The 18,353-nt window shown below is 66.8% G+C and carries 18 protein-coding genes; 8 read left to right on the top strand and 10 right to left on the bottom strand.

Features of this window, described 5'->3' with window-relative positions; genetic code table 11:
* Positions 1-211 precede the first annotated feature (211 nt).
* Together C1876_RS15290 and C1876_RS15285 are read left to right on the top strand one after the other, a co-directional pair.
* Positions 212-679, top strand: coding sequence for a hypothetical protein (locus tag C1876_RS15290; protein WP_114547591.1), 468 nt, complete (start codon positions 212-214; stop codon positions 677-679).
* Between the two features lie 4 nt (positions 680-683).
* Positions 684-1,811 (top strand): Mbeg1-like protein, encoded by a 1,128-nt coding sequence (locus C1876_RS15285; RefSeq protein ID WP_114547590.1) that lies wholly within the window; start codon positions 684-686, stop codon positions 1,809-1,811.
* Here the strand turns inward: C1876_RS15285 and C1876_RS15280 are convergent.
* From C1876_RS15280 to thyX, 8 genes are all read right to left on the bottom strand, one after another.
* Positions 1,808-2,470, bottom strand: a complete 663-nt coding sequence (locus C1876_RS15280) for an amino acid ABC transporter permease (protein WP_114547589.1) — start codon at positions 2,468-2,470, stop codon at positions 1,808-1,810. The two genes, C1876_RS15285 and C1876_RS15280, sit on opposite strands and share 4 nt — an antisense overlap.
* Positions 2,470-4,188 carry an ABC transporter permease subunit gene (locus C1876_RS15275; RefSeq protein WP_114547588.1) on the bottom strand — a complete coding sequence of 573 codons (1,719 nt, stop codon included), beginning with the start codon at positions 4,186-4,188 and terminating at the stop codon, positions 2,470-2,472. The genes C1876_RS15280 and C1876_RS15275 overlap by 1 nt, the downstream gene beginning before the upstream one ends.
* A gap of 1 nt (position 4,189) precedes the next feature.
* Positions 4,190-5,062 (bottom strand): transporter substrate-binding domain-containing protein, encoded by an 873-nt coding sequence (locus tag C1876_RS15270; protein WP_244910170.1) that lies wholly within the window; start codon positions 5,060-5,062, stop codon positions 4,190-4,192.
* 183 nt (positions 5,063-5,245) lie between these two features.
* Positions 5,246-5,977 (bottom strand): amino acid ABC transporter ATP-binding protein, encoded by a 732-nt coding sequence (locus tag C1876_RS15265; protein ID WP_114547587.1) that lies wholly within the window; start codon positions 5,975-5,977, stop codon positions 5,246-5,248.
* A 211-nt stretch (positions 5,978-6,188) separates the two neighbouring features.
* Positions 6,189-7,370 (bottom strand): ABC transporter permease, encoded by a 1,182-nt coding sequence (locus C1876_RS15260; RefSeq protein ID WP_114547586.1) that lies wholly within the window; start codon positions 7,368-7,370, stop codon positions 6,189-6,191.
* Positions 7,367-8,098: an ABC transporter ATP-binding protein gene (locus C1876_RS15255; protein WP_244910169.1), complete on the bottom strand. Its 732-nt coding sequence runs from the start codon at positions 8,096-8,098 to the stop codon at positions 7,367-7,369. The genes C1876_RS15260 and C1876_RS15255 overlap by 4 nt, the downstream gene beginning before the upstream one ends.
* A 136-nt stretch (positions 8,099-8,234) precedes the next feature.
* A complete protein-coding gene (locus tag C1876_RS15250; RefSeq protein WP_114547584.1) occupies positions 8,235-9,599 on the bottom strand; it encodes a DUF1385 domain-containing protein in 1,365 nt (454 codons plus the stop codon).
* Between the two features lies 1 nt (position 9,600).
* Entirely contained in the window at positions 9,601-10,281 is a 681-nt protein-coding gene (thyX, locus tag C1876_RS15245) for an FAD-dependent thymidylate synthase (RefSeq protein WP_114547583.1), read from the bottom strand.
* A gap of 113 nt (positions 10,282-10,394) precedes the next feature.
* Here thyX and C1876_RS15240 point away from each other — a divergent pair, with 113 nt between their 5' ends.
* On the top strand, positions 10,395-11,303 hold the full coding sequence (locus C1876_RS15240) for a class I SAM-dependent methyltransferase (protein WP_114547582.1): 909 nt from the start codon (positions 10,395-10,397) through the stop codon (positions 11,301-11,303).
* A gap of 62 nt (positions 11,304-11,365) precedes the next feature.
* On the opposite strand, the gene C1876_RS15235 is transcribed toward C1876_RS15240, so the two are convergent.
* Positions 11,366-12,052 carry a flavin reductase gene (locus tag C1876_RS15235; protein WP_114547581.1) on the bottom strand — a complete coding sequence of 229 codons (687 nt, stop codon included), beginning with the start codon at positions 12,050-12,052 and terminating at the stop codon, positions 11,366-11,368.
* A gap of 118 nt (positions 12,053-12,170) precedes the next feature.
* Entirely contained in the window at positions 12,171-12,815 is a 645-nt protein-coding gene (locus tag C1876_RS15230; RefSeq protein WP_114547580.1) for a nucleoside-triphosphatase, read from the bottom strand.
* A gap of 121 nt (positions 12,816-12,936) precedes the next feature.
* Here C1876_RS15230 and C1876_RS15225 point away from each other — a divergent pair, with 121 nt between their 5' ends.
* The 5 genes from C1876_RS15225 to C1876_RS15205 all read left to right on the top strand — a co-directional run bounded on the left by C1876_RS15225 (position 12,937) and on the right by C1876_RS15205 (position 18,278).
* A complete protein-coding gene (locus C1876_RS15225; RefSeq protein ID WP_114547579.1) occupies positions 12,937-13,764 on the top strand; it encodes a DUF364 domain-containing protein in 828 nt (275 codons plus the stop codon).
* Positions 13,765-13,903: 139 nt separating this feature from the next.
* Entirely contained in the window at positions 13,904-15,010 is a 1,107-nt protein-coding gene (locus C1876_RS15220; RefSeq protein ID WP_114547578.1) for a FecCD family ABC transporter permease, read from the top strand.
* Positions 15,007-15,789 (top strand): ABC transporter ATP-binding protein, encoded by a 783-nt coding sequence (locus C1876_RS15215; protein ID WP_114547577.1) that lies wholly within the window; start codon positions 15,007-15,009, stop codon positions 15,787-15,789. Before C1876_RS15220 ends, C1876_RS15215 begins: the two co-directional genes overlap by 4 nt.
* A gap of 34 nt (positions 15,790-15,823) precedes the next feature.
* Complete coding sequence (locus C1876_RS15210) at positions 15,824-16,975, top strand: ABC transporter substrate-binding protein (RefSeq protein WP_114547576.1); 1,152 nt, start codon at positions 15,824-15,826, stop codon at positions 16,973-16,975.
* Between the two features lie 91 nt (positions 16,976-17,066).
* Positions 17,067-18,278: a molybdopterin molybdotransferase MoeA gene (locus C1876_RS15205; RefSeq protein ID WP_114547575.1), complete on the top strand. Its 1,212-nt coding sequence runs from the start codon at positions 17,067-17,069 to the stop codon at positions 18,276-18,278.
* The last annotated feature ends 75 nt before the right edge of the window (positions 18,279-18,353 follow it).

Raw genomic sequence — 18,353 nt, 5'->3', positions numbered from 1 at the left:
TCTCTCTCAACTTCCGGAAATCGAGTGGTTATTTCGTCACCGTGCGTTGGAGATGCTGGGGGTGTTTTGTGAAGCGGGCACTTCTCGGGTACCCTTGACGCAAGGGATGAGCCGCCGAATCGCCGCACCGCTCCGCCTCGCACGCACCACGAATGAAGCAGCGGCGGCGTCCCGACGAACAGACCGAACCCCAAGCACAGGAGGTTGTGCCATGAAACGAGTTCTGGGCGTGTTCCTGGGGCTGATCGCCCTCATCATCGTCGGAATCGTGGGGGTGTTCGCGCTCTCGGGCACGAATGCGGGTCCCGTGAGCGATCTTGCGAACGACGCGAAAGCGGCCGCGACGAACGCCGCCATCGACGCCACCGGCCTCAAGGACAAGGCGAAAAGCGCCCTCGAGGACAACAAGGCCACCATCGCCGCGGCAACCGGGCTGACGGAAACCCAGGTCGACCAAGCCATCAACGAGCTTAACATCGACGAATGGCAAGCCGCTCCCCTGCCGGCGAGCGCCTCGGCCACCGGCACCATCGACGGAAGCGCCGCCGGCATCGACGGCACCATCACCACCTATGACGACCCGGGTTACATCTCGGTCGAGGCGTACGGCCAAACGGTGACCCTCGCCGTGCCCGAAAGCGCGCAGACCTACCTTCCCTACCTCGCTTACGTGCAGTAACGTCATGCGCGCCGGCCTTCCGCTCGCCCGCGCCGCATCGCTCGAGCAGCGTTCGTTCGACGAGCTCGCCTTCGGCGACGTCGATGCCGCCGTGCTCGCGGACATCGGCCGCTTCGCGCTGACGGGCCTCGTGGCCGCCCCGGCGCACGACGAAGCGCCACGCTGGACGCCCCTCTCCGCCATCCTGAGCGAGCGGCACCTCGACGCCCTCAAGGGCGATCACTGCTTCTGGAATCCGCGCGTCGATCGCGCCTTCGCCCGGAGCGTGGGAGCGAGCGCCCGGTACGGAGCCGTCCTCGCCGGCCTGCACGTCGACGAGCGCTCCGCCCGCGGCGAGCCGGCTCGGCAGTTCTCCGCCACCACGTTTTGCCTCGGGGACGGCACGCATTTCGTCGCGTACCGCGGCACCGACCTCTCGCTCACGGGATGGAAGGAAGACTTCGACATGCTGTGCGAGGAGGACATCCCCTCGCAGCACGACGCGCTCGCCTACCTGCACGATGCGGCGCGCGTCGTGGACGGCCCGCTGCGGGTCGGCGGGCATTCGAAAGGCGGGACGCTCGCCGAGCACGCGGTGCTCCATGCGCACCCGGACGTGCGCGCACGCGTCGAGACGGTGTACAACCTCGACGGCCCCGGACTGCGGGCGGCCGACCGCGAAGGCGAGCCGTATCGCCGCATGCAAGCCCGCCTGCACAAAGTGATCCCGCGTTCGTCCTTCTACGGCCTGCTGTTCACCGACCCGGCCTCCTGCCGCATCGTCGCCTCGTCCGGCTGGGGGCTCGCAGCGCACCCGCCCGGCACGTGGCACGTGCGCACGCACGCATTCGTCCCCGCGCCTTCGCTCAGCCCGCGCACGGCAAGCGCCGCCGCGCAGCTGCAAGCCTGGCTTGCCGAGCTGCCGCTCGAAGAGCGCCGGGGATTCATCGACGACGCGTTCGCCGTCCTCTCCTCAACGGGTGCCGACACGCTCGCAGGACTGCCGTTCAGGCTGGTCGCGCACGCGAAAACGACGGCGCGCGCCTACTGCGCGCTGCCCTGCGAGGGCCGCCGTCGGCTGCGTCGCGTGACGCGCTCGTTCGTCGGCCGCCTTGCCGCGAGCGTCGCGCGCCCCGAGCATGTGCGGCCCTAGCTGGCGCGGGCTTCCTTCAAGCGGCGCTGGTAGGCGCGCACGATCTGCGACAGGGTGAAGCACACGATGAAGTAGATCACGGCCATGATGCCGAAGATGGCGAAGATTTGCGCGGTGGAGTTGTAGCTGTTCATGAGGATCATGCCGCGGCCCATGAGCTCCTGCAGCGCCATGGCGCCCCACAGGTAGCTCGTGTCCTTGATGGTGGTCACGAACTGGCTCAGCAGCGCGGGCACCATGTTGCGCAGCGCCTGCGGCAAGATGATCACGGCGTAGGTCTGCACGGTGCTGAAGCCCTGCGATTTCGCGGCCTCGTACTGCCCGTGCGGCACGCTTGCCAGGCCGCCACGCACGATTTCCGCCACGCTCGCGCTGGTGAACAGCGTGAATGCAAGCACGGCTGCGCCGATGGGAGGCAGTTGCGCCACGAAGAACGTGAACATGATCCACAGCAGCAGCGGCGTGTTCTTGAATATCTCGATGTACACCGTGGCGATGCCGCGCAGCAGGCGGTTGTGCGACGTGCGCATGACCGAGATCACCGTGCCCAGCACCACCGAGCAGAGGATGGCCAGCGCCGAGATGAGCAGCGTCATGCCGAGCCCCTGCAGCAGGAAGCGCATGTTGACCCAGGTGAACAAGGCGGCGATGTCGCTCATCAGCGGTCCTCTCGCCCTTCGTCGGTAGTGGCGGCTTCTTCGCCGTCGGCGAGCTCGCCCCGCTCGACGTCCATGGAGCGCTCGTCGGTCTCGGCCGCCTCTTCGGCATCCTCCACCGCGACGTCCGCTTCCTGGTCGAGGCGCACGTCGTCGGGCTCGACGGTTTGCGGGCCGCCCGTCTGGTCGGCCTTCTCGCGCGCTTCGCGACGCTCGCGGCGCTCCTCCCGATGTTCCTCGCGGCGCTCTTCGCGCTGCTCGCGACGATCCTCGCGCTGCACGGCGTCGGTCGCCTCGGCGTCGAAATCGGCTTCGTCGTGCGGTGCGCGCACCTGGGCGACGCGCTCGTCGGACTGCTCCAGCTCGCCCGGAAGGTAGTCGTTGTCCATAAAGGCCTCCTCTCCAAGCTCCGCCCGGTCGCGTACGCGCTCGCGCTCGGCTTGCGCCTGCGCACCCGCGTCCACGCGACGTCGGACGTCGCTCGTAATACGATCGCTTGTTACCGTTTCGGCGCGCGAGGCCAGCGCCTCGTCGGCCTCGGGGGAACGACGGCGCGCCTGCTCGTCGCGCGCGCCTTCGGCGGCGGCGCTCGGCGTCGTGGGCACGGCCGCCCCCATTTCATCGCGGGAACTCTCCACGCCGCGGCGCGCAGCAACACGGCGCTCGAGGCGACGGTGCGCCTTCACGCGTCCCGACTTCGTGCGCATGGCGCGGGCGGCGTGCTCCTCGTCGCCGTACTCGTCGGCGATCTCCTGGGCGATCTCGCGCCCGATCTCGTCGGCGATCTCGGCGGCCTGATTGCCGGTGAACGTCTGGTCGTAGGGGTTCTCCGGCGCCACGCCCGGCTCGAGCGCGTCTTCGGCCAACGTGTGCAGCGGGTGGCGCGGCGAGGGAGCCACGCGCGCCGGGGCGATGTCCACGGTGCCGTACATGGTTTGCACGCCGCCGGCCATCGTGTCGGCCGCCGCGCGGCCGGTGATGTCGTGCGTGCCCGGCGTGACTTCCATGGCGTCCTCGGCCAGCTCGTCGGTCGCATCGCCCGTGGTGATGTGCTTGTGCGAGCGGGTGCGTCGCTCAAGGTACAGCGCGAGGCGCGACAGCGGGAAGCAGATGACGAAGTACAGCAGGGCGGCCACCACGTACACGGGGCCGTAGTAGCTCGTCGCGCCGGCGAACGAGTTCGAGAAGTACATGAGCTCGCCGCCCGCGATGAGCGCGAGTACCGACGTGTTCTTCACCAAGTTGGCGGCCTGCACGGCAAGCGGCGGCATGATGATGCGGATGGCCTGGGGCAAGATGATGATGAACATCGACTGCCAGTACGAGAAGCCCTGGCTTTTCGCCGCCTCGAACTGCCCGCGGTGGATGGAGCCGATGCCCGAGCGCACCACCTCGGAGATGTAGCCGCCGTGGTAGATGCCGATGGCCAGCACGCCGATCCAAAACGCCGCCAGCGACAGGCCGAGCAGCGGGAAGATGGCGTAGAACACGAACACCTGCAGCAACAGCGGCACGTTCTGCACGACTTCGACGTACACGCGGGTGATGCCGCGCAGCACGGGCATGCGCGACACCGACAGCACGCCGAACACGATGCCGAGCGCCAGCGCGATGATGAGCGCGAGCACCGAGATGCCCACGGTGGTGCCGAACGCCGTGAGGATGTCGGGCCAGCGCTCGAACAGCGCTTCCCACTTGTAGGGGGCGAAGATTTCCAGCATGCTACTCGCCTCCCTTGCCGTCGTCGGACGCCGTCTCGTCCACGAGCCCCCACCGCTGCTGCAGCGCGGTCAGGGTGCCGTCGTCCTGCATGGCGCCGATGGCGGCGTCCACCTGATCGGCCAGCTCGGTGTTGGACTTCTTGGTGGCCACGCCGTATTCCTGCGGCGCGAACTGCGCGTTCAGCAGCATGGTGGAGTTGTCCACGTAGCCGTTGAGGATGGAGCGGTCCACCGAGAACGCGTCGACGCGCCCCGTGACGAGCGCGATCTTGATCTCGGGATACGTCGAGTATTCGGCGAACTTCATAGTGATGCCGATCTCGTCGCCGGCCGCCGTCAGCTTGTCGCGCGTCGTGGCCGACAGCGCCACGCCCACGGTTTTGCCGTCGAGGTCTTTGAGTTCGGTGATGCCCGAGGACTTCTTCACGAGCACGCCGATGTGGTCGGTGTAGTACGGGCGCGAGAAGTTGTAGCTCTTCTTGCGCGCCTCGGTGATGGTGAACGTGGCCAGGGTGGCGTCGAGCGTGCCGTTGTCAAGCATGGCGCCGCGCGTAGTGACGTTCACGCCGGTGACCTGGAGCGCGTTCGGGTCGCCCTTGATGCGTTTCGCCAGCTCGCGCGCGATGTCCACCTCCATGCCCTCGATGTTGCCCGTCTCGGGGTTCTGGAAGCCGAAGCCGGGCACGTCGATCTTCGTGCCCACGCGCAGCACGTTAGGATCGGGCGCGCACCCCGCCAGCCCCCCGCCGAGCGCAAGCGTGATCCCGGCAAGCCCCGCAATGCGCACAAACGAACGTCGCGAGAGGGAGGAGGAGCGCGAGTTGGAGCCTGTCGTTTGCAGGTTGGATTCCGCCCCTTGCGTTTGCGTCCGCACCTCTTCCCCTTGCGTCCGCATTCCTCCCCTTTGCGTCCGCACCTCTTCTCTTTGCGTCGCGAGGACCGTCACCGGTCCACCCGTCGTTCGCGCGGCGCAAGGAAGGGGGCGCGCAGGTTCGCAAGCGAGGCTCGCCGCCGTGCACGTGCCACCTGTTATCTCTTTCATCCTGCTCATCATGGCCTACAGGATCTTCGACAGGAAGCTCTTGACGCGAGCGTTGTCGGTTTCGTCGAACAGATAATGGGGCGTGCCCTGGTCCACCACCAGGCCGTTCTCCATGAACACGACCTTGTCGGCCGCCTCGCGGGCCAGGCCCATCTCGTGGGTGACCATGACGATGGTCATGTTCGTCTCGGCGAGCGACTTGATGACGTCGAGCACCTCCTGCACCATCTCGGGGTCGAGCGCGCTCGTGGGCTCGTCGAGCAGCATGATCTTCGGGTGCATGTTGAGGGCGCGGGCGATGGCCACGCGCTGCTGCTGACCGCCGGAAAGCTGATCGGGGTACTTGTCCACCTTGTCGGAGAGCCCCACGCGCTCGAGGTAGGCGCGCCCGTCGCGTTCAGCTTGGTCGCGCGCCACCTTCAGCACCCTGATGGGCGCCAGCGTGACGTTCTCCAGAACGGTTTTGTGGGGGTAGAGGTTGTAGCTCTGGAACACCATGGCCACGTCGCGGGCGAGCGCGCGGGCGTTCACCTTGCGGTCGGCCAGGTTCATCCCCTCCACCACGACCGTGCCCGAGTCGGGCACTTCCAGGCCGTTGATGCAGCGGATGAGCACGCTCTTGCCCGAGCCGGACGGCCCGATGACGACGACCTTCTCGCCTTCGGCCACGTCGAGCGACACGCCCTTGAGCGCCTCGACCGCGCCGAAGTTCTTGCGGATATCCGTAACCGTGATCGCGTTAGCCACGCTTGACGCCTCCCGTATGCTTCTAGGCCGCGATCTCGGTGGGGCGCCGCGGTCTTCGTTTGGTGATGGAATGCGTCGTTCAGTCTAGCATGCACGTCATCGTGCCAGATGGCAGGGAGGTTACGGGAGCTTGACAAGAGCGAAAGCGGGCTCGTTCCGCGCGAAATCGGCAAAGCGCCCCGCACCTTTCGGCACGGGGCGCTCGGATCGGCTAGCGGGCGAACATGAGGCGCTCGCTGTTGAACATGCGCTGCAGCACGGCCACGCCGAGGGCCGTGTACGCGAGGTTGCTCAGCACGCACACCACCACGTTCACCGGCTGGAAGTCGAACGAGAAGATGCCGATCATGCACTGCACGGCGTTGTACAGCGGGATGAAGTAGTACGCCACCTCGTCGCTCGCGCCGCCGAACATGCCCAGAATGCCCACGAGCATGACCACGATCATGAGCGGCGTGAGGAACATGGTGGCCTCCTTCACCGACTTCGCCAACGTCGACACGATGGTGACGAGCATCACGATGAGCAGCGTCGTCGACAGGATGACGAGCGCGAGCAGCAGGTACTCGGTTGCGCCGTACACGTTGATGTCCACGGCGCCCTGCATGATGCTGGGAAGCCCCGCGAAGATGCCGATGGCGCTCGACGTGGCGATGAGCAGGCCGATGAGCGTGATGGCCAGCACCTTGCCCAGCGCGATGTCGCGGCGGTTGATGGGCGTGGCCAGCAGCGTGGCCATGGTGCCGCGCTCCTTCTCGCCCGCCACCGACTCGGCGGCGATGGACATGACGCTGGTGAATACGAGGATGAGCAGCAGCAACGGCACGATGGACACCACGAACGTGCCCGCGATGTCGCGCTCCTCGGCCACGTCGTAGCTGCCCTGCCCCGCGTTCACGTCGAAGCGGTTCGACAGCGACGACTCGTAGGCGTCGAGCAGGTTCTTGAACGTGGCGTACGCCTGCGAGGAATCGGGGTCGACGGAGTTGAAGTAGATCGCCACCTGCGGCGCCGGCGTTCCCGACGCGGGATCGTAGACGGCCACTTCCTCGTCGAAGCCCTCGGGGAACACGGCGAATGCCTGGACGTCGCCCCGCTCGATGCGCTCGCGCATCTCCTCGGCGCTCGGCAGCGCGCCCTCGTCCACCACCTTGACGACGGAGTCGCCCGCGAGCGCCTTCACGCTGTCGGGCGCGTTCACCACGGCCACGACGGGGGTCTTGCTCATGTCCGGCTTGAACATGCCGCCCATCGCGTCGCCCATGAACGTCCACATGAAGAAGATGAGCAGGCCCGGAAGCACGATGGAGATGAACGCCGACGTCTTGTTGCTGAAGAAGCGCGCGAGCTCCTTGCGCGCGATGGTGATGGCGCTGCTCTTGCCGCCGCTCATGAGGCCTCACCCACACACGCCGCGTACAGGTCGAAGAACGCGTCCTCGAGCGTGCGCTCCCCCGCCACTTCGGACAGAGTTCCGCAGGCCACCATGCGGCCGTCGATGATGATGCCCACGCGGTCGCACACCTTCTCCACGAGGCTGAAGATATGGGTGGACAGGAGCACCGTCTTGCCCTCGGCGGCCAGCTCGAGCAAAAAGTCGGTGACGGTCTTCGCCGTGAGCACGTCGAGGCCGTTCGTGGGCTCGTCGAAGATGATGACGTCGGGGTCGTGCACGAGCGACACCGCGAGCGACGTCTTCTGCTTCATGCCGGTGGACAGGTCGGCCACCTTCGTGTGGGCGAAGCGGTCGATGCCGAAGCGCTCGAACAGCGCGCGCTTGCGCTCGTCGCGCACAGCGTGATCGACATGGTGCAGCTCGGAGAAGAAGTCGAACAGGTAGTCGGGCGAGAAGACGTCCTCCAGCTTGAGCTCGCTCGTGAGGAAGCCGATGAGGCTCCGCACGCGCGTGGGGTCGGACACGATGGAGGCGCCCTCGATGAGCGCGTCGCCCTCGTCGGGCTTCACGAGCGCGGCCAACAGGCGCAGCGTGGTGGTTTTACCGGCGCCGTTCGGGCCGAGCAGCCCGTAGATCTCGCCGGGCGCGACGTCGAACGACAGATTGTCGACGGCCACCTTCACGCGCGTGTCGGTGTGCTCCACCTTGCGCTGCTTCGCGGACAAGTTGAACGTCTTCCGCAACCCTTGTGCGGATATGGCTGATTCCAACGGAAGCACCTCTCTGAGTCGAAACGGGAACGATTCCGCTTGAGTATAACAGTGAGGGGGGGGGGGGGCAAGCGTTTTTCGCTTGCCCCGATTAGGCGGTTGCCGAAGCCGGCTCTTCCACGGCGTCGTTCGCGCTCGCGTTCGCCGGCGCGTTCGAGCCCGCTTTCGCCTTCGCGTCCTCGGCTTCCTCGCGCTCGAGCACCTTCTGCATGGCGGCGATGGCGCACTCGATCTGCCCGTCGTCGGGCTCGTTCGTGGTGAGGTACTGCATTTGCATGCCGGGCCACAGCACCACTTTGACCAGCGGGTTGTCGGGATGGCTGCCGGCCCACTTCACCGTGATCTCGTACGAGATGCCGGCGATGATGGGCATGAGCAGGATGCGCACGACGATGACGAGCAGCAGCTTCGGCGCGCCGTCGGGCACGCCCCATGCCGCGATGAGCCCGTTCAAGGGCGTGATGGTGTACACGAAGATGGCGATGACCATGACCATGATGAGGAACGCCGTGCCGCAGCGCACGTGCAGGCGCGGGAAGCTGCGCGCGTTCTCCGGCGTGAGGGGAAGCCCGTGCTCGTAGCAGTGGATGGTCTTGTGCTCGGCGCCGTGATAGCCGAACATGCGCTTGATCTCCTGCATCCGCCCGATGAGCCAGAGGTAGAACACGAACACGCCCACGCGCAGAAGGCCGTCCACGATGTTCCACAGCACCGTGTTGGAGTCGTACTCGCCCACGATGAGGTTCGTGATGAACGCCGGCGCCACGATGAACAGCACCACGCCCAGCACGAGGCCGAGCACCATGGAAACGGCCATCTCCTTCTTGCCGAACTCCACTTCCTCGTCCATGAAGGACTTCTTCTCGGGCTGAGATTCGGGCTCGTCGACCACCTCGAGGCTGCGCTGCGCCCCAAGCGCATCGATCATGGTGTCGGGACGCCCGAAGTCGTCCTTCCAGGAGAAGGAGGGAGAAGAGGCCGCATCCCCATCCCCGCAACCAGCGCCCCCACTCCTTGCGCCCGCGGAGGAACTCCCGTCACCAGCAAGCCCATCAGCGGGCGCACTGGGATGGGACGCAGGTTCGTCAGCCTCAATGGGATGGGGCACCAGTTCGCCAGCGGCAACGGAACGGGGCACCGGTTCGTCGGCTGCATCTTCTTCCCCGAATGCGTGCATGGCCGCGATCTCAAGCGCTTTGTACCCCAGCACGAGCGACTCCACCAGTGCGCGGCAGCCGCGCACGAGGGGCCAGTGCATCCAGCCGTTCTTGTTGCGGCCCGAGGCCAGATCGTGCTCTTCCACGTAGATGCCGCCGCTCGGCTCGCGAACGGCCACCGACCAGTTGTACTTGCCGCGCATCATGATGCCCTCGATGAGCGCCTGGCCGCCGACGTGGGTTTTCAGCGCGCCGTCCTCGGAGAACGCGCGCGACAGGTCGCTCTTCTGCTCGGCCATGTTAGTCCCTCTTCACGCGCGGATACGGGTTGCCGCAGGTCATCTTCCCCTCGGGGCAGTTCCCGCGGATGCACGGCGCGCCGGCGTCCATGAAGATGAACGGCGCTGTAGGCAACGCCAACTCAAGCATGCGGTGCGCCATGTCGCGAATCTCCCACTGCGCGCGGTTGCAGCAGCGCAGGGAGAAGAAGTGCAGCAGCTCGCGCACGTTCATGGTGATGACGATTTTCGTCTCGGCCGCGTTCGGCAGCAGGTAGCGTGCGTCCTCGGCGGGCACGCCGGCGGCCAGCAGCTTCTCGTAGGCGGCGATGGCGGCCTCGATGGCCTCGTCGAACACCGCGTTCGTCTCCTCGTCCGCCGCGATGCTCTCGGGCTTCACCGTGGCCAGGCCGTTCGTGAACTTCACGTAGCGCTGGCTCTGCTGGTTGAAGCTGGCGATGCGGTGGCGCACCAGCTGGTGCGTGAGCGCGCGCGACACGCCGTCGACGGCGAACGTGTAGCTGGCGTGCTCGAGCGTGGAGAAGTGGCCGCTGCTCATGATGGTGGACAGCACGCTCTTCACGCGCTCTTCGGGCATGGTCTCCATGAGCTCGGACGCGCCGACGGGCGCATAGCACAGGCGCGCCGCCGTGGCGATGGCGCGCTCGGGATCGGGCGTGTGGTACAGCAGTTCAACTTGCATGGGATGGATGCTCCTCGCTTCGAGATAAATTCGGCGGATCGCGCGCACAAGGGCGTTGTAGTTCGCTAGTATAGTACCCGAAGCCGACAACCCGCAAAGCGAGAGGCGCGCCCATGCCCGAAAACAACACGCCCGAACCCTTCGTTCCGCAGCTGACCACCCGCGACTGGAACGACGAGTGGAAGCAGCTTCAACAGGCACGACGTCGATTCGACGACGCCGATTACTGGGACAAGCGCTCGGCCACGTTTTCCACGAAGGACGCGCCGAACCCCTACGTCGAACGGTTCCTCGAACTGGCCGGCATCGAGCCCGGCGAAACGGTGTTCGACATGGGCTGCGGCACGGGCGCGCTGTCGGTGCCGCTCGGCAAGCGCAGCATCAAGGTGGTGGCCGCCGACTTCTCGCGCGGCATGCTGGACCAGCTGCAGGCGGCGCTCGACCAGGAAGGCGTCCGCTCCGTGTTCCCCAAGCAGATGAGCTGGGAGGACGATTGGCCCAGCTTCGGCGTGCGCCCCGGCATGGTGGACGTTGCCGTGGCCTCGCGCTCGGTGGCGACGGCCGATCTCCGAGACTCGCTGCTGCGCCTCACCGACGTGGCGCGCCGCCGCGTGTGCGTCACGCTTGCCACGGGCACGTCCCCGCGCACCGACGAGCGCATCCTCAACGCCATCGGCCTGCACAGCGTGCTCGGCCGCGACCACCTCTACGCCTTCAACATCCTGGCGAACGAGGGGCTGCGTCCCGAGGTGGCCTACATCGACAGCACGCGTACCGACACGTTCGACTCCGCCGACGATGCCTACGGCGTGTTCACCCGCATGGTGAACGACGCCACCGCGACGTTCATCGGCGAGGATGAGCGCGCCGCGGCGTTCGTCCGCCTGCGCGCCTGGCTCGCCGACAACCTCGTGTCCAACGAGCACGTGGGGCAGCTCGACAAGAAGGGCCTGCCCGAGAAGGCGCTGCGCCTCAAAGAGCCCCGCACCGTCACCTGGGCCTTCCTCGCCTGGAACAAGTAACGCGCAGCGGCCCCGAACCTGATGGTTCGGGGCCGCTTTCGCATGCAGGGAACAGGGCGCTCCTAGAGTTCGATGCGCTCGAACATGTCGGGGGCAACGCTGCAGACGGGGCAGATGAAATCGTCGGGCAGCTCGTCGCCGTACTCGATGTGGCCGCACACCTTGCAGCGCCATGCGTACTTCGGCGCGGCCTTCTCGCCGTCGGTTGCAGACGCGGCCGTCGCCGGCGCCGGGTCGGGCGCGTCGGGCAGGTAGCTCGAGGCCTTCGGCGGCGTCTTGCCGCCCTTCACCTGGTGATAGTAGGCGTAGGTCATGGGATCGCCCGAGCACACCTTCTCCGCCTCCTCCACCTCGCCGATGTAGAGGATGTGCGTGCCGAGGTTCACGGCCTGCGTGACGCGCACGGAGAAGCGCGCGACGCACTGCTCGGCCACGAACGGCACGCCCGCCGCGTCGGCGCGCGCCTCGCATGCGGCGAACTTGTCGGTGTCGGCGCTGCTGTGGAACCCGAACGTGCCGATGAGTTCCATCGTCGCGTCCTTCGCCAGGCACGACACCGTGAAGCGACCGGAGTCGAGGATGACGTCCGTGGTGGCGTTCTCCTTGTTCAGCGCCACGCTCACCTGCAGCGGCGAGGACGTGACCTGCTGAAACGTGTTGGCGACGCAGGCTGCTTTGCGCTCGCCGTCCGTCGCGGCAACGATGTAGAGCCCGTAGCTCAAGCTGAAGAACGCGGTCTGATCGATCATATGGGTGCCTTTCCCTGCTCTCTCGGTTTCCTTATCAATAATGATAATGATTATCAATAAGGAAAGCAAGGGTCAAGAAGCCCGGGGTGGGGAAAGCGTGCGCGAAGGTGCGCGCCCCTCACCGGTCCAACCCGTAGGCCGCACGCACGAGGGCGCGGGCATCGTCGCCGGGCGCGAGGACCTGCGCGCCGCCCCAGCGGGCGGCGAAGCGCGCCTCGGCGTTCGGCAGCAGCCAGTCGCGCACCACCGCGAGCGCATGGGGGAGGCGCGCCGTCGGGCCCGCGTCGAGCAGCGCGACGGCCGAGGTCAAACCACAGTCGCGCATGAGCTCGAGCCGTCCCAGCTCGTCGACCACCGCCAGCCCGCGAAAGGCGCCGGACGCCTCTCCCGCATCTCCCGGTCCCCCGGATGTTTCACGTGAAACATCCGTTCGCATGATCGCATCGAAGTGACGGTTGACCTCCGCTATCGCGTCGTCGGAGATCTCCCATGCAAGCTGCGCGGCGGCGCTTTGGCTCGTCGGGTCGAACGTTCCCTCGGCCATCGCCAGGTCGCGGCGGCGGGCGAACGGCACCCGCTCGCCCTGCGGCAGCAGCACGTTGTCGATGCCGAGCTTCTCGAACGACCCCGCACCGTCCGCCCGCCACACGCCGGGCGCCACCACGCCGGCCACCGTCACGCCCTCGGCGGCCAATTCCGCAGCCAGGCGCTCGAGCCAGCGCGTCTTGCCTATTTGCACGTCTCCCGTCAGCAGGAACAGCATCGCGATGCCCCACCCTTCCCCTTGCGCAGGTTGTTTATTCTCGAACGTATATTATACTCTACCGCATACCGAAGAGCCGCGGCGCACCGGACGCGCGCCGCCCCAAGGAGAGAAGGTTACCATGGCCCGCCCCGAAACCGCCGTCATCGACTTCCCCGGCACGCACGACCCCGCCTCGCCGTGGGCGCTCTACAACCACCTCATCGAGGGCATTCCCGAGGATCTCGCCGTGCGCGACTACTGCTTGGGCACGCACTGGTCCTACGTCGAGGCCGACTGCGGCATGGGCGTGAGCTTCACGTGCAAAGGCGGCGCGAAGCGCACGTACAAGCAGGACCTGCGCGGCACGTCGCTGCGGACGATGGCTCAGTTGGCGAAGTCGTGGTGCTTCGAAGAGGCCACGCTCGGCGTGGCGGCCCTCAACGCCTTCTACGCGCGCAAGGAGCTGCTCGACCCCCTCGGAGCGACCTATGACGAGCCCGTCGAGTTGCCCGACGGCACCGTGCGCAAGATGGACGCCTTCGAGATGTGGCGCCCGCGCATCGAGCGGGCGGAACGCAAGAACGTCACGGTGATCGGCCACTTCCCCCATGTCCACCGCATCGCCGAGTACGCGAACCTCACGGTGCTCGAGCGAAACTGCACCCAGGAGCTCGACACGCCCGATCCCGCCTGCGAATACGTGCTGCCCTCCGCCGACTACGCCTTCATCACCGGCGTCACCATCATCAACAAGACCGCGCCGCGCCTGCTCGAGCTCGCGAAGCGGGCGACCACCGTGTTCGTGGGCCCGAGCGTGGTCATGACGCCGTACCTGTTCGAGCAGGGCGCCGACATGCTGGCCGGCAGCGTCGTGGCCGACCCGGAGAAGGCGCGTTTCGCCGTGATGAACGGCGCCGGCCAGTTCTTCGGCGAAGCGCTGCAGATGACCTCCATCGCCCGTGCCTAACCCAAAGCTGATCGCTTGTCTTTTATTATGCTAGATTGATAATAATTCAGATTTAGTATATATTGCTCCCAGCATTATCCTTGTTTGGTAATCATGGGGGACGAGAACAATCGAAGCTATTGAAGAGACCTTAGATCAGGTGGTAAGCGGTCCCTCCGGCGCTGCAAGCGCCGGAGGGACCGAAGGGGCGCCCCTTCGGTCGGATGACGAGAGCGCTGCTCGCTGCGCCTCCCAGCGCAACGCGCGCCACGCGAACCTCATCCTCGTCGCGCTCGGCGTGCTGCTGGTAGCAAGCACGCTGGCCTCGCTCATGCTCGGCCGCTACCCCATCACGCCCGTCGAAGCCGTGGGCATGCTGGCCAACCTCGTGGTGCCCATCGATCCCTTCTGGACATCGCAGCAGGAGACGCTCTTCTTCCAGGTGCGCCTGCCGCGCATCGTGCTGGCCATCATGGTGGGATGCAGCCTGACAACGGCCGGCGCCGCCTACCAGGGCACCTTCCAAAACCCGCTCGTCTCGCCCGACATCCTGGGCGCGTCCCAAGGCGCGGCGTTCGGCGCCGCGTGCGCCATCCTGCTGGGGTTGGGGTCGTTCGCCGTCTCCGCTTCGGCCTTCCTGTTCTCCATCGCGGCGGTGCTGCTCGTGCTGCTCATCGGCACGCGGGCGCGCGGCAACCACCTGCTCATCGTCGTGCTGGCCGGCGTCATGGTCAGCTCGCTGTTCCAGGCCGGCGTGTCTTTCACCAAGCTCATCGCCGACCCCAACGACCAGCTGGCCGCCATCACGTACTGGCTCATGGGCAGCCTCACCGGCGCACGCTGGACCGACATGGCCCTGGCCGCCGGACCCATCGCCGCCGGCATCGCGGTGCTGTTCGCGCTGCGGTGGCGCATCAACGTGCTCACCATGGGCGACGACGAAGCCTCCACCATGGGCGTGAACGCGCGCCGCGTGCGCCTCATCGTCATCCTGGCCGCCACGCTGGTCACCGCCTCGAGCGTGGCCATATCGGGCATGATCGGCTGGGTGGGCCTCGTCATCCCCCACTTCTCGCGCATGGTCATCGGCTGCGACTACCGCAAACTGCTGCCCGCCAGCATGCTCATGGGCGCCAGCTTCCTGCTCATCGTCGACGACATCGCCCGCCTCGTGGCCTCCTCCGAGATCCCCATCGGCATCCTGACCGCGTTCGTGGGCGCGCCGTTCTTCCTGTACCTCATCACGAGGAGGAAGCAGCAGCTATGAGCATCGACGTGAAGAACCTGAGCTTCTCCTACGGGCACCACGAGGTGCTGCACGACCTGAGCTTCAGCATCCCCGACAACATGCTGGTGAACGTGCTCGGCCCGAACGGCGTGGGCAAGTCCACCCTGTTCCGCTGCATCCTGTGCCTCAACGCGAACTGGACGGGCGAGATCACCGTGAACGGCAAGAACCTGCGCGACCTGTCCGTGCGGGAACGGTCGCGCGAGATCGCCTACATCCCCCAGTCGCACTCGTCGACGTACGACTACGACGTGCTCGACGTGGTGCTCATGAGCGCGGGCGGCAACATCGGCCTGTTCGGCACGCCGAAGAAGCAGCACGTCGACCGCGCATGGGAGGCGCTCGACCGCGTGGGCATCGCAAGCTTGGGGCATCGGCCCTACACGCAGATATCGGGCGGCGAGAAGCAGCTCGTGCTCATCGCGCGCGCCATCGCGCAGAACGCGCGCACCATCGTGATGGACGAGCCCACGAGCGCGCTGGACTACGGCAACACCGTGCGCGTGCTTTCCACCGTGCGGCAGCTGGCGCGCGAGGGCATGTCCATCGTGCAGTCGACGCACCAACCCGACCAGGCATTTCTCTATTCCGACCGCACCCTCGTTATCAACGAGGGCCGCGTGCACGCCTTCGGCGATCCCAAGGACGTCATCACGAAGGAGCTGGTGAGCACCATCTACCACGTGGACGTGGAGGTCAATTCCCTGTATGGCGACAAGGTGCGCGTCTGCGTGCCCGTACGCGAGATAGAGCGATAGGCTCGAAGAGTAAGAACGACGAAAGGAAGGCCCCATGGGAGGGACGAAAGCACGAAAGACAACGTGGGCAACGCGCCTGCTGATCGCCTGCATGCTGTGCTTCGGCGTGGCATGTGCGCTGGGCGGTTGCGCGCAGCAGGAGCAGGAAGCGACCACGGACCAGAGCGCCGAGCAGTCCGCGCAGTCCGATCAGGCGACGAAGAGCGAGACGCGCATGTTCACCGACTCGGCCGGACGCACGGTCGAGATTCCCGCGCAGATCGACCGCATCGCGCCGGCCGGCCACACCGCCACGCAGATCCTGCTGACGATGGCCCCGGAGAAGATGGTGACCATCTCGCAGGAGCTGACGGATGACCAGGCGAAGTACCTGGGCGCGGACTACGCGAGCCTGCCCGTCACCGGCGCTGCCTTCGGCGCGAAGGGCGACCTCAACAAGGAAGCCGTGGCCGCCTCCGGCGCGCAGATCCTCATCGACACCGGCGAGCTGAAGGACGGCATCGCCGAGGATCTCGACACGATGCAGGAGCAGCTGGGCATCCCCGTCGTGGTCATCGAGACGAAGATGGAAGACTACGGTGCGGCCTACGAGATGCTCGGCGATCTGCTGGGCATGGAGGACCGCGGCAAGGAGCTGTCCGACTACTGCACGGCCGCCTACGACAAGACCGTGTCCGTCATGAAGAACATCCCCGACTCCGAGCGCGTGAACGTGGCCTACCTCTTGGGCGACAAGGGCACGAACACCATCGCGAAGGACTCCTACCAGGGCCAGGTGGTCGACCTCGTGGCCAACAACGTGGCCGACCTCGGCGAGGTGTCGGGCAGCGGCGCCGGCGTGGAGATCAGCATGGAGCAGCTGGCCCTCTGGAACCCGCAGACCATCCTGTTCGCGGAAGGCAGCATCTACGACACGGTGGGTTCCGACGCCGCCTTCGCCGATTTGGACGCCGTGAAGAACGGCAGCTACTACGAGGTGCCCGGCACGCCGTGGAACTGGCTCAACAGCCCTCCGACGGTGAACCAGGTGATGGGCATGCAGTGGCTGCCCCGCCTGCTGTACCCCGACCAGTTCGACGACTCCATCTACGACGTGGCGAAGAGCTACTTCAAGACGTTCTACCACTACGATTTGAGCGAGTCCGAGTTCAACGAGATCGCCGCGAACGCACAGCCGAAGGCCTAGCCTCCGCCGCGTGCGCAAGCCCCAAGAAAGCCCGGCGCGTGCCGGGCTTTCTTGATATGATCGAGAACATCCGCCGAGCAAGGAGATGCATATGGGAGAGAAGATCATGGACGGCTTCCCGTCGCGCGAGGAGGCCCTGGCAGACTTCTTCGCCGCGTGGGAGCCGCCGATGCGCACCGAGCACGTGACGCTCGACGACGCCGTGGGGCGCGTGCTTGCCTGCGACGTCGTATCGGCGAACACGTTGCCGGTGGTGCGCGCCTCGTCGTTCGATGGCATCGCGGTGAAGTCCGCCGCGTTCGCGAGCGGCCCGCCCGACACGAGCGCATGGCGGCTCGGCGTCGACTACGTGCGCGCCGACACGGGCGACGACTTCCCCGACGAGTTCGACGCCGTGGTGATGATAGAGAAGGCGGCCATCCAGCCGGACGGCTCGGTCGTGCTCGACGACGACGTGCGCGTGGAAGCCGGCTCGGGCGTGCGTGCGGCCGGCTCGACGCTGCGCGCCGGCGAGCCGCTGCTGAGCGCCGGCAGCATCGTGCGCCCCACCGACCTGGCCGCCCTTGCCATGGGAGGCGTCGCCATGGTGCCCGTGCGCCGCAAGCCGCGCGTCGCGTTCATCCCCACGGGAAGCGAGCTCGTGCCCGCCGGCATCAAGCCGCGCCGCGGGCAGAACGTCGACACGAACAGCCTCATGTGCAAGCACCTGCTCATCGAGTACGGCGCCGAGCCCCTCGTGTTCCCCATCGTCCACGACGACCCCGCCGAACTCGAGCGCGCCTTCGAGGCCGCGCTGTCCACCGCCGACGTCGTGGTGGTGAACGGCGGCTCCGCCGTTGGCGAGGAGGACTTCAACGTGCGGCTCATCGAGCGGCGCGGGACGGTGGTGCACCACTACATCGCCGCCGTGCCGGGGCGGCCGCTCATGATGGCGGTGGTGGACGGCAAGCCGGTGATCGACCTGCCCGGCCCCACGATGGCCGCCTACTTCGGCTCGGAATGGTGCCTGCAGGCCATCACGGCCCGCTTCCTGGGCATCCCCTTGCACCGGCGCCCCACGGTGACGGCGCGGGCCGAGGCGGCGAAGTCGAGCATCCCGAAGATGGCGAACATCGGCCGCGTGCACCTCACCCGCGACGACGAGGGGTACACGGCGCGCTTCCTCAACTTCAAGGCCGGCGAACTGGCCGCCTGCATGACCTCGAACGCCCAACGCGTCTCCCCGCTCGGCGAAGCCGGCTGGGAGAAAGGCGACCTGCTCGAGGTAGAGCTGCTACGCGGCGAGGAGTTTATTGGGGAGTAAGCGAGCGCCCCTTGGCGGGGGGGTGGCCTCTCCCCCTTCCCGGCGCCCTCTCCCCCTTCTTGGTGCCCTCTCCCC

Source organism: Eggerthella sinensis (genome assembly GCF_003339815.1).
Lineage (GTDB): Bacteria > Actinomycetota > Coriobacteriia > Coriobacteriales > Eggerthellaceae > Eggerthella > Eggerthella sinensis.
Note: the sequence above shows the minus strand (reverse complement) of the source record. Positions and strands in the feature narration are given on the sequence as shown.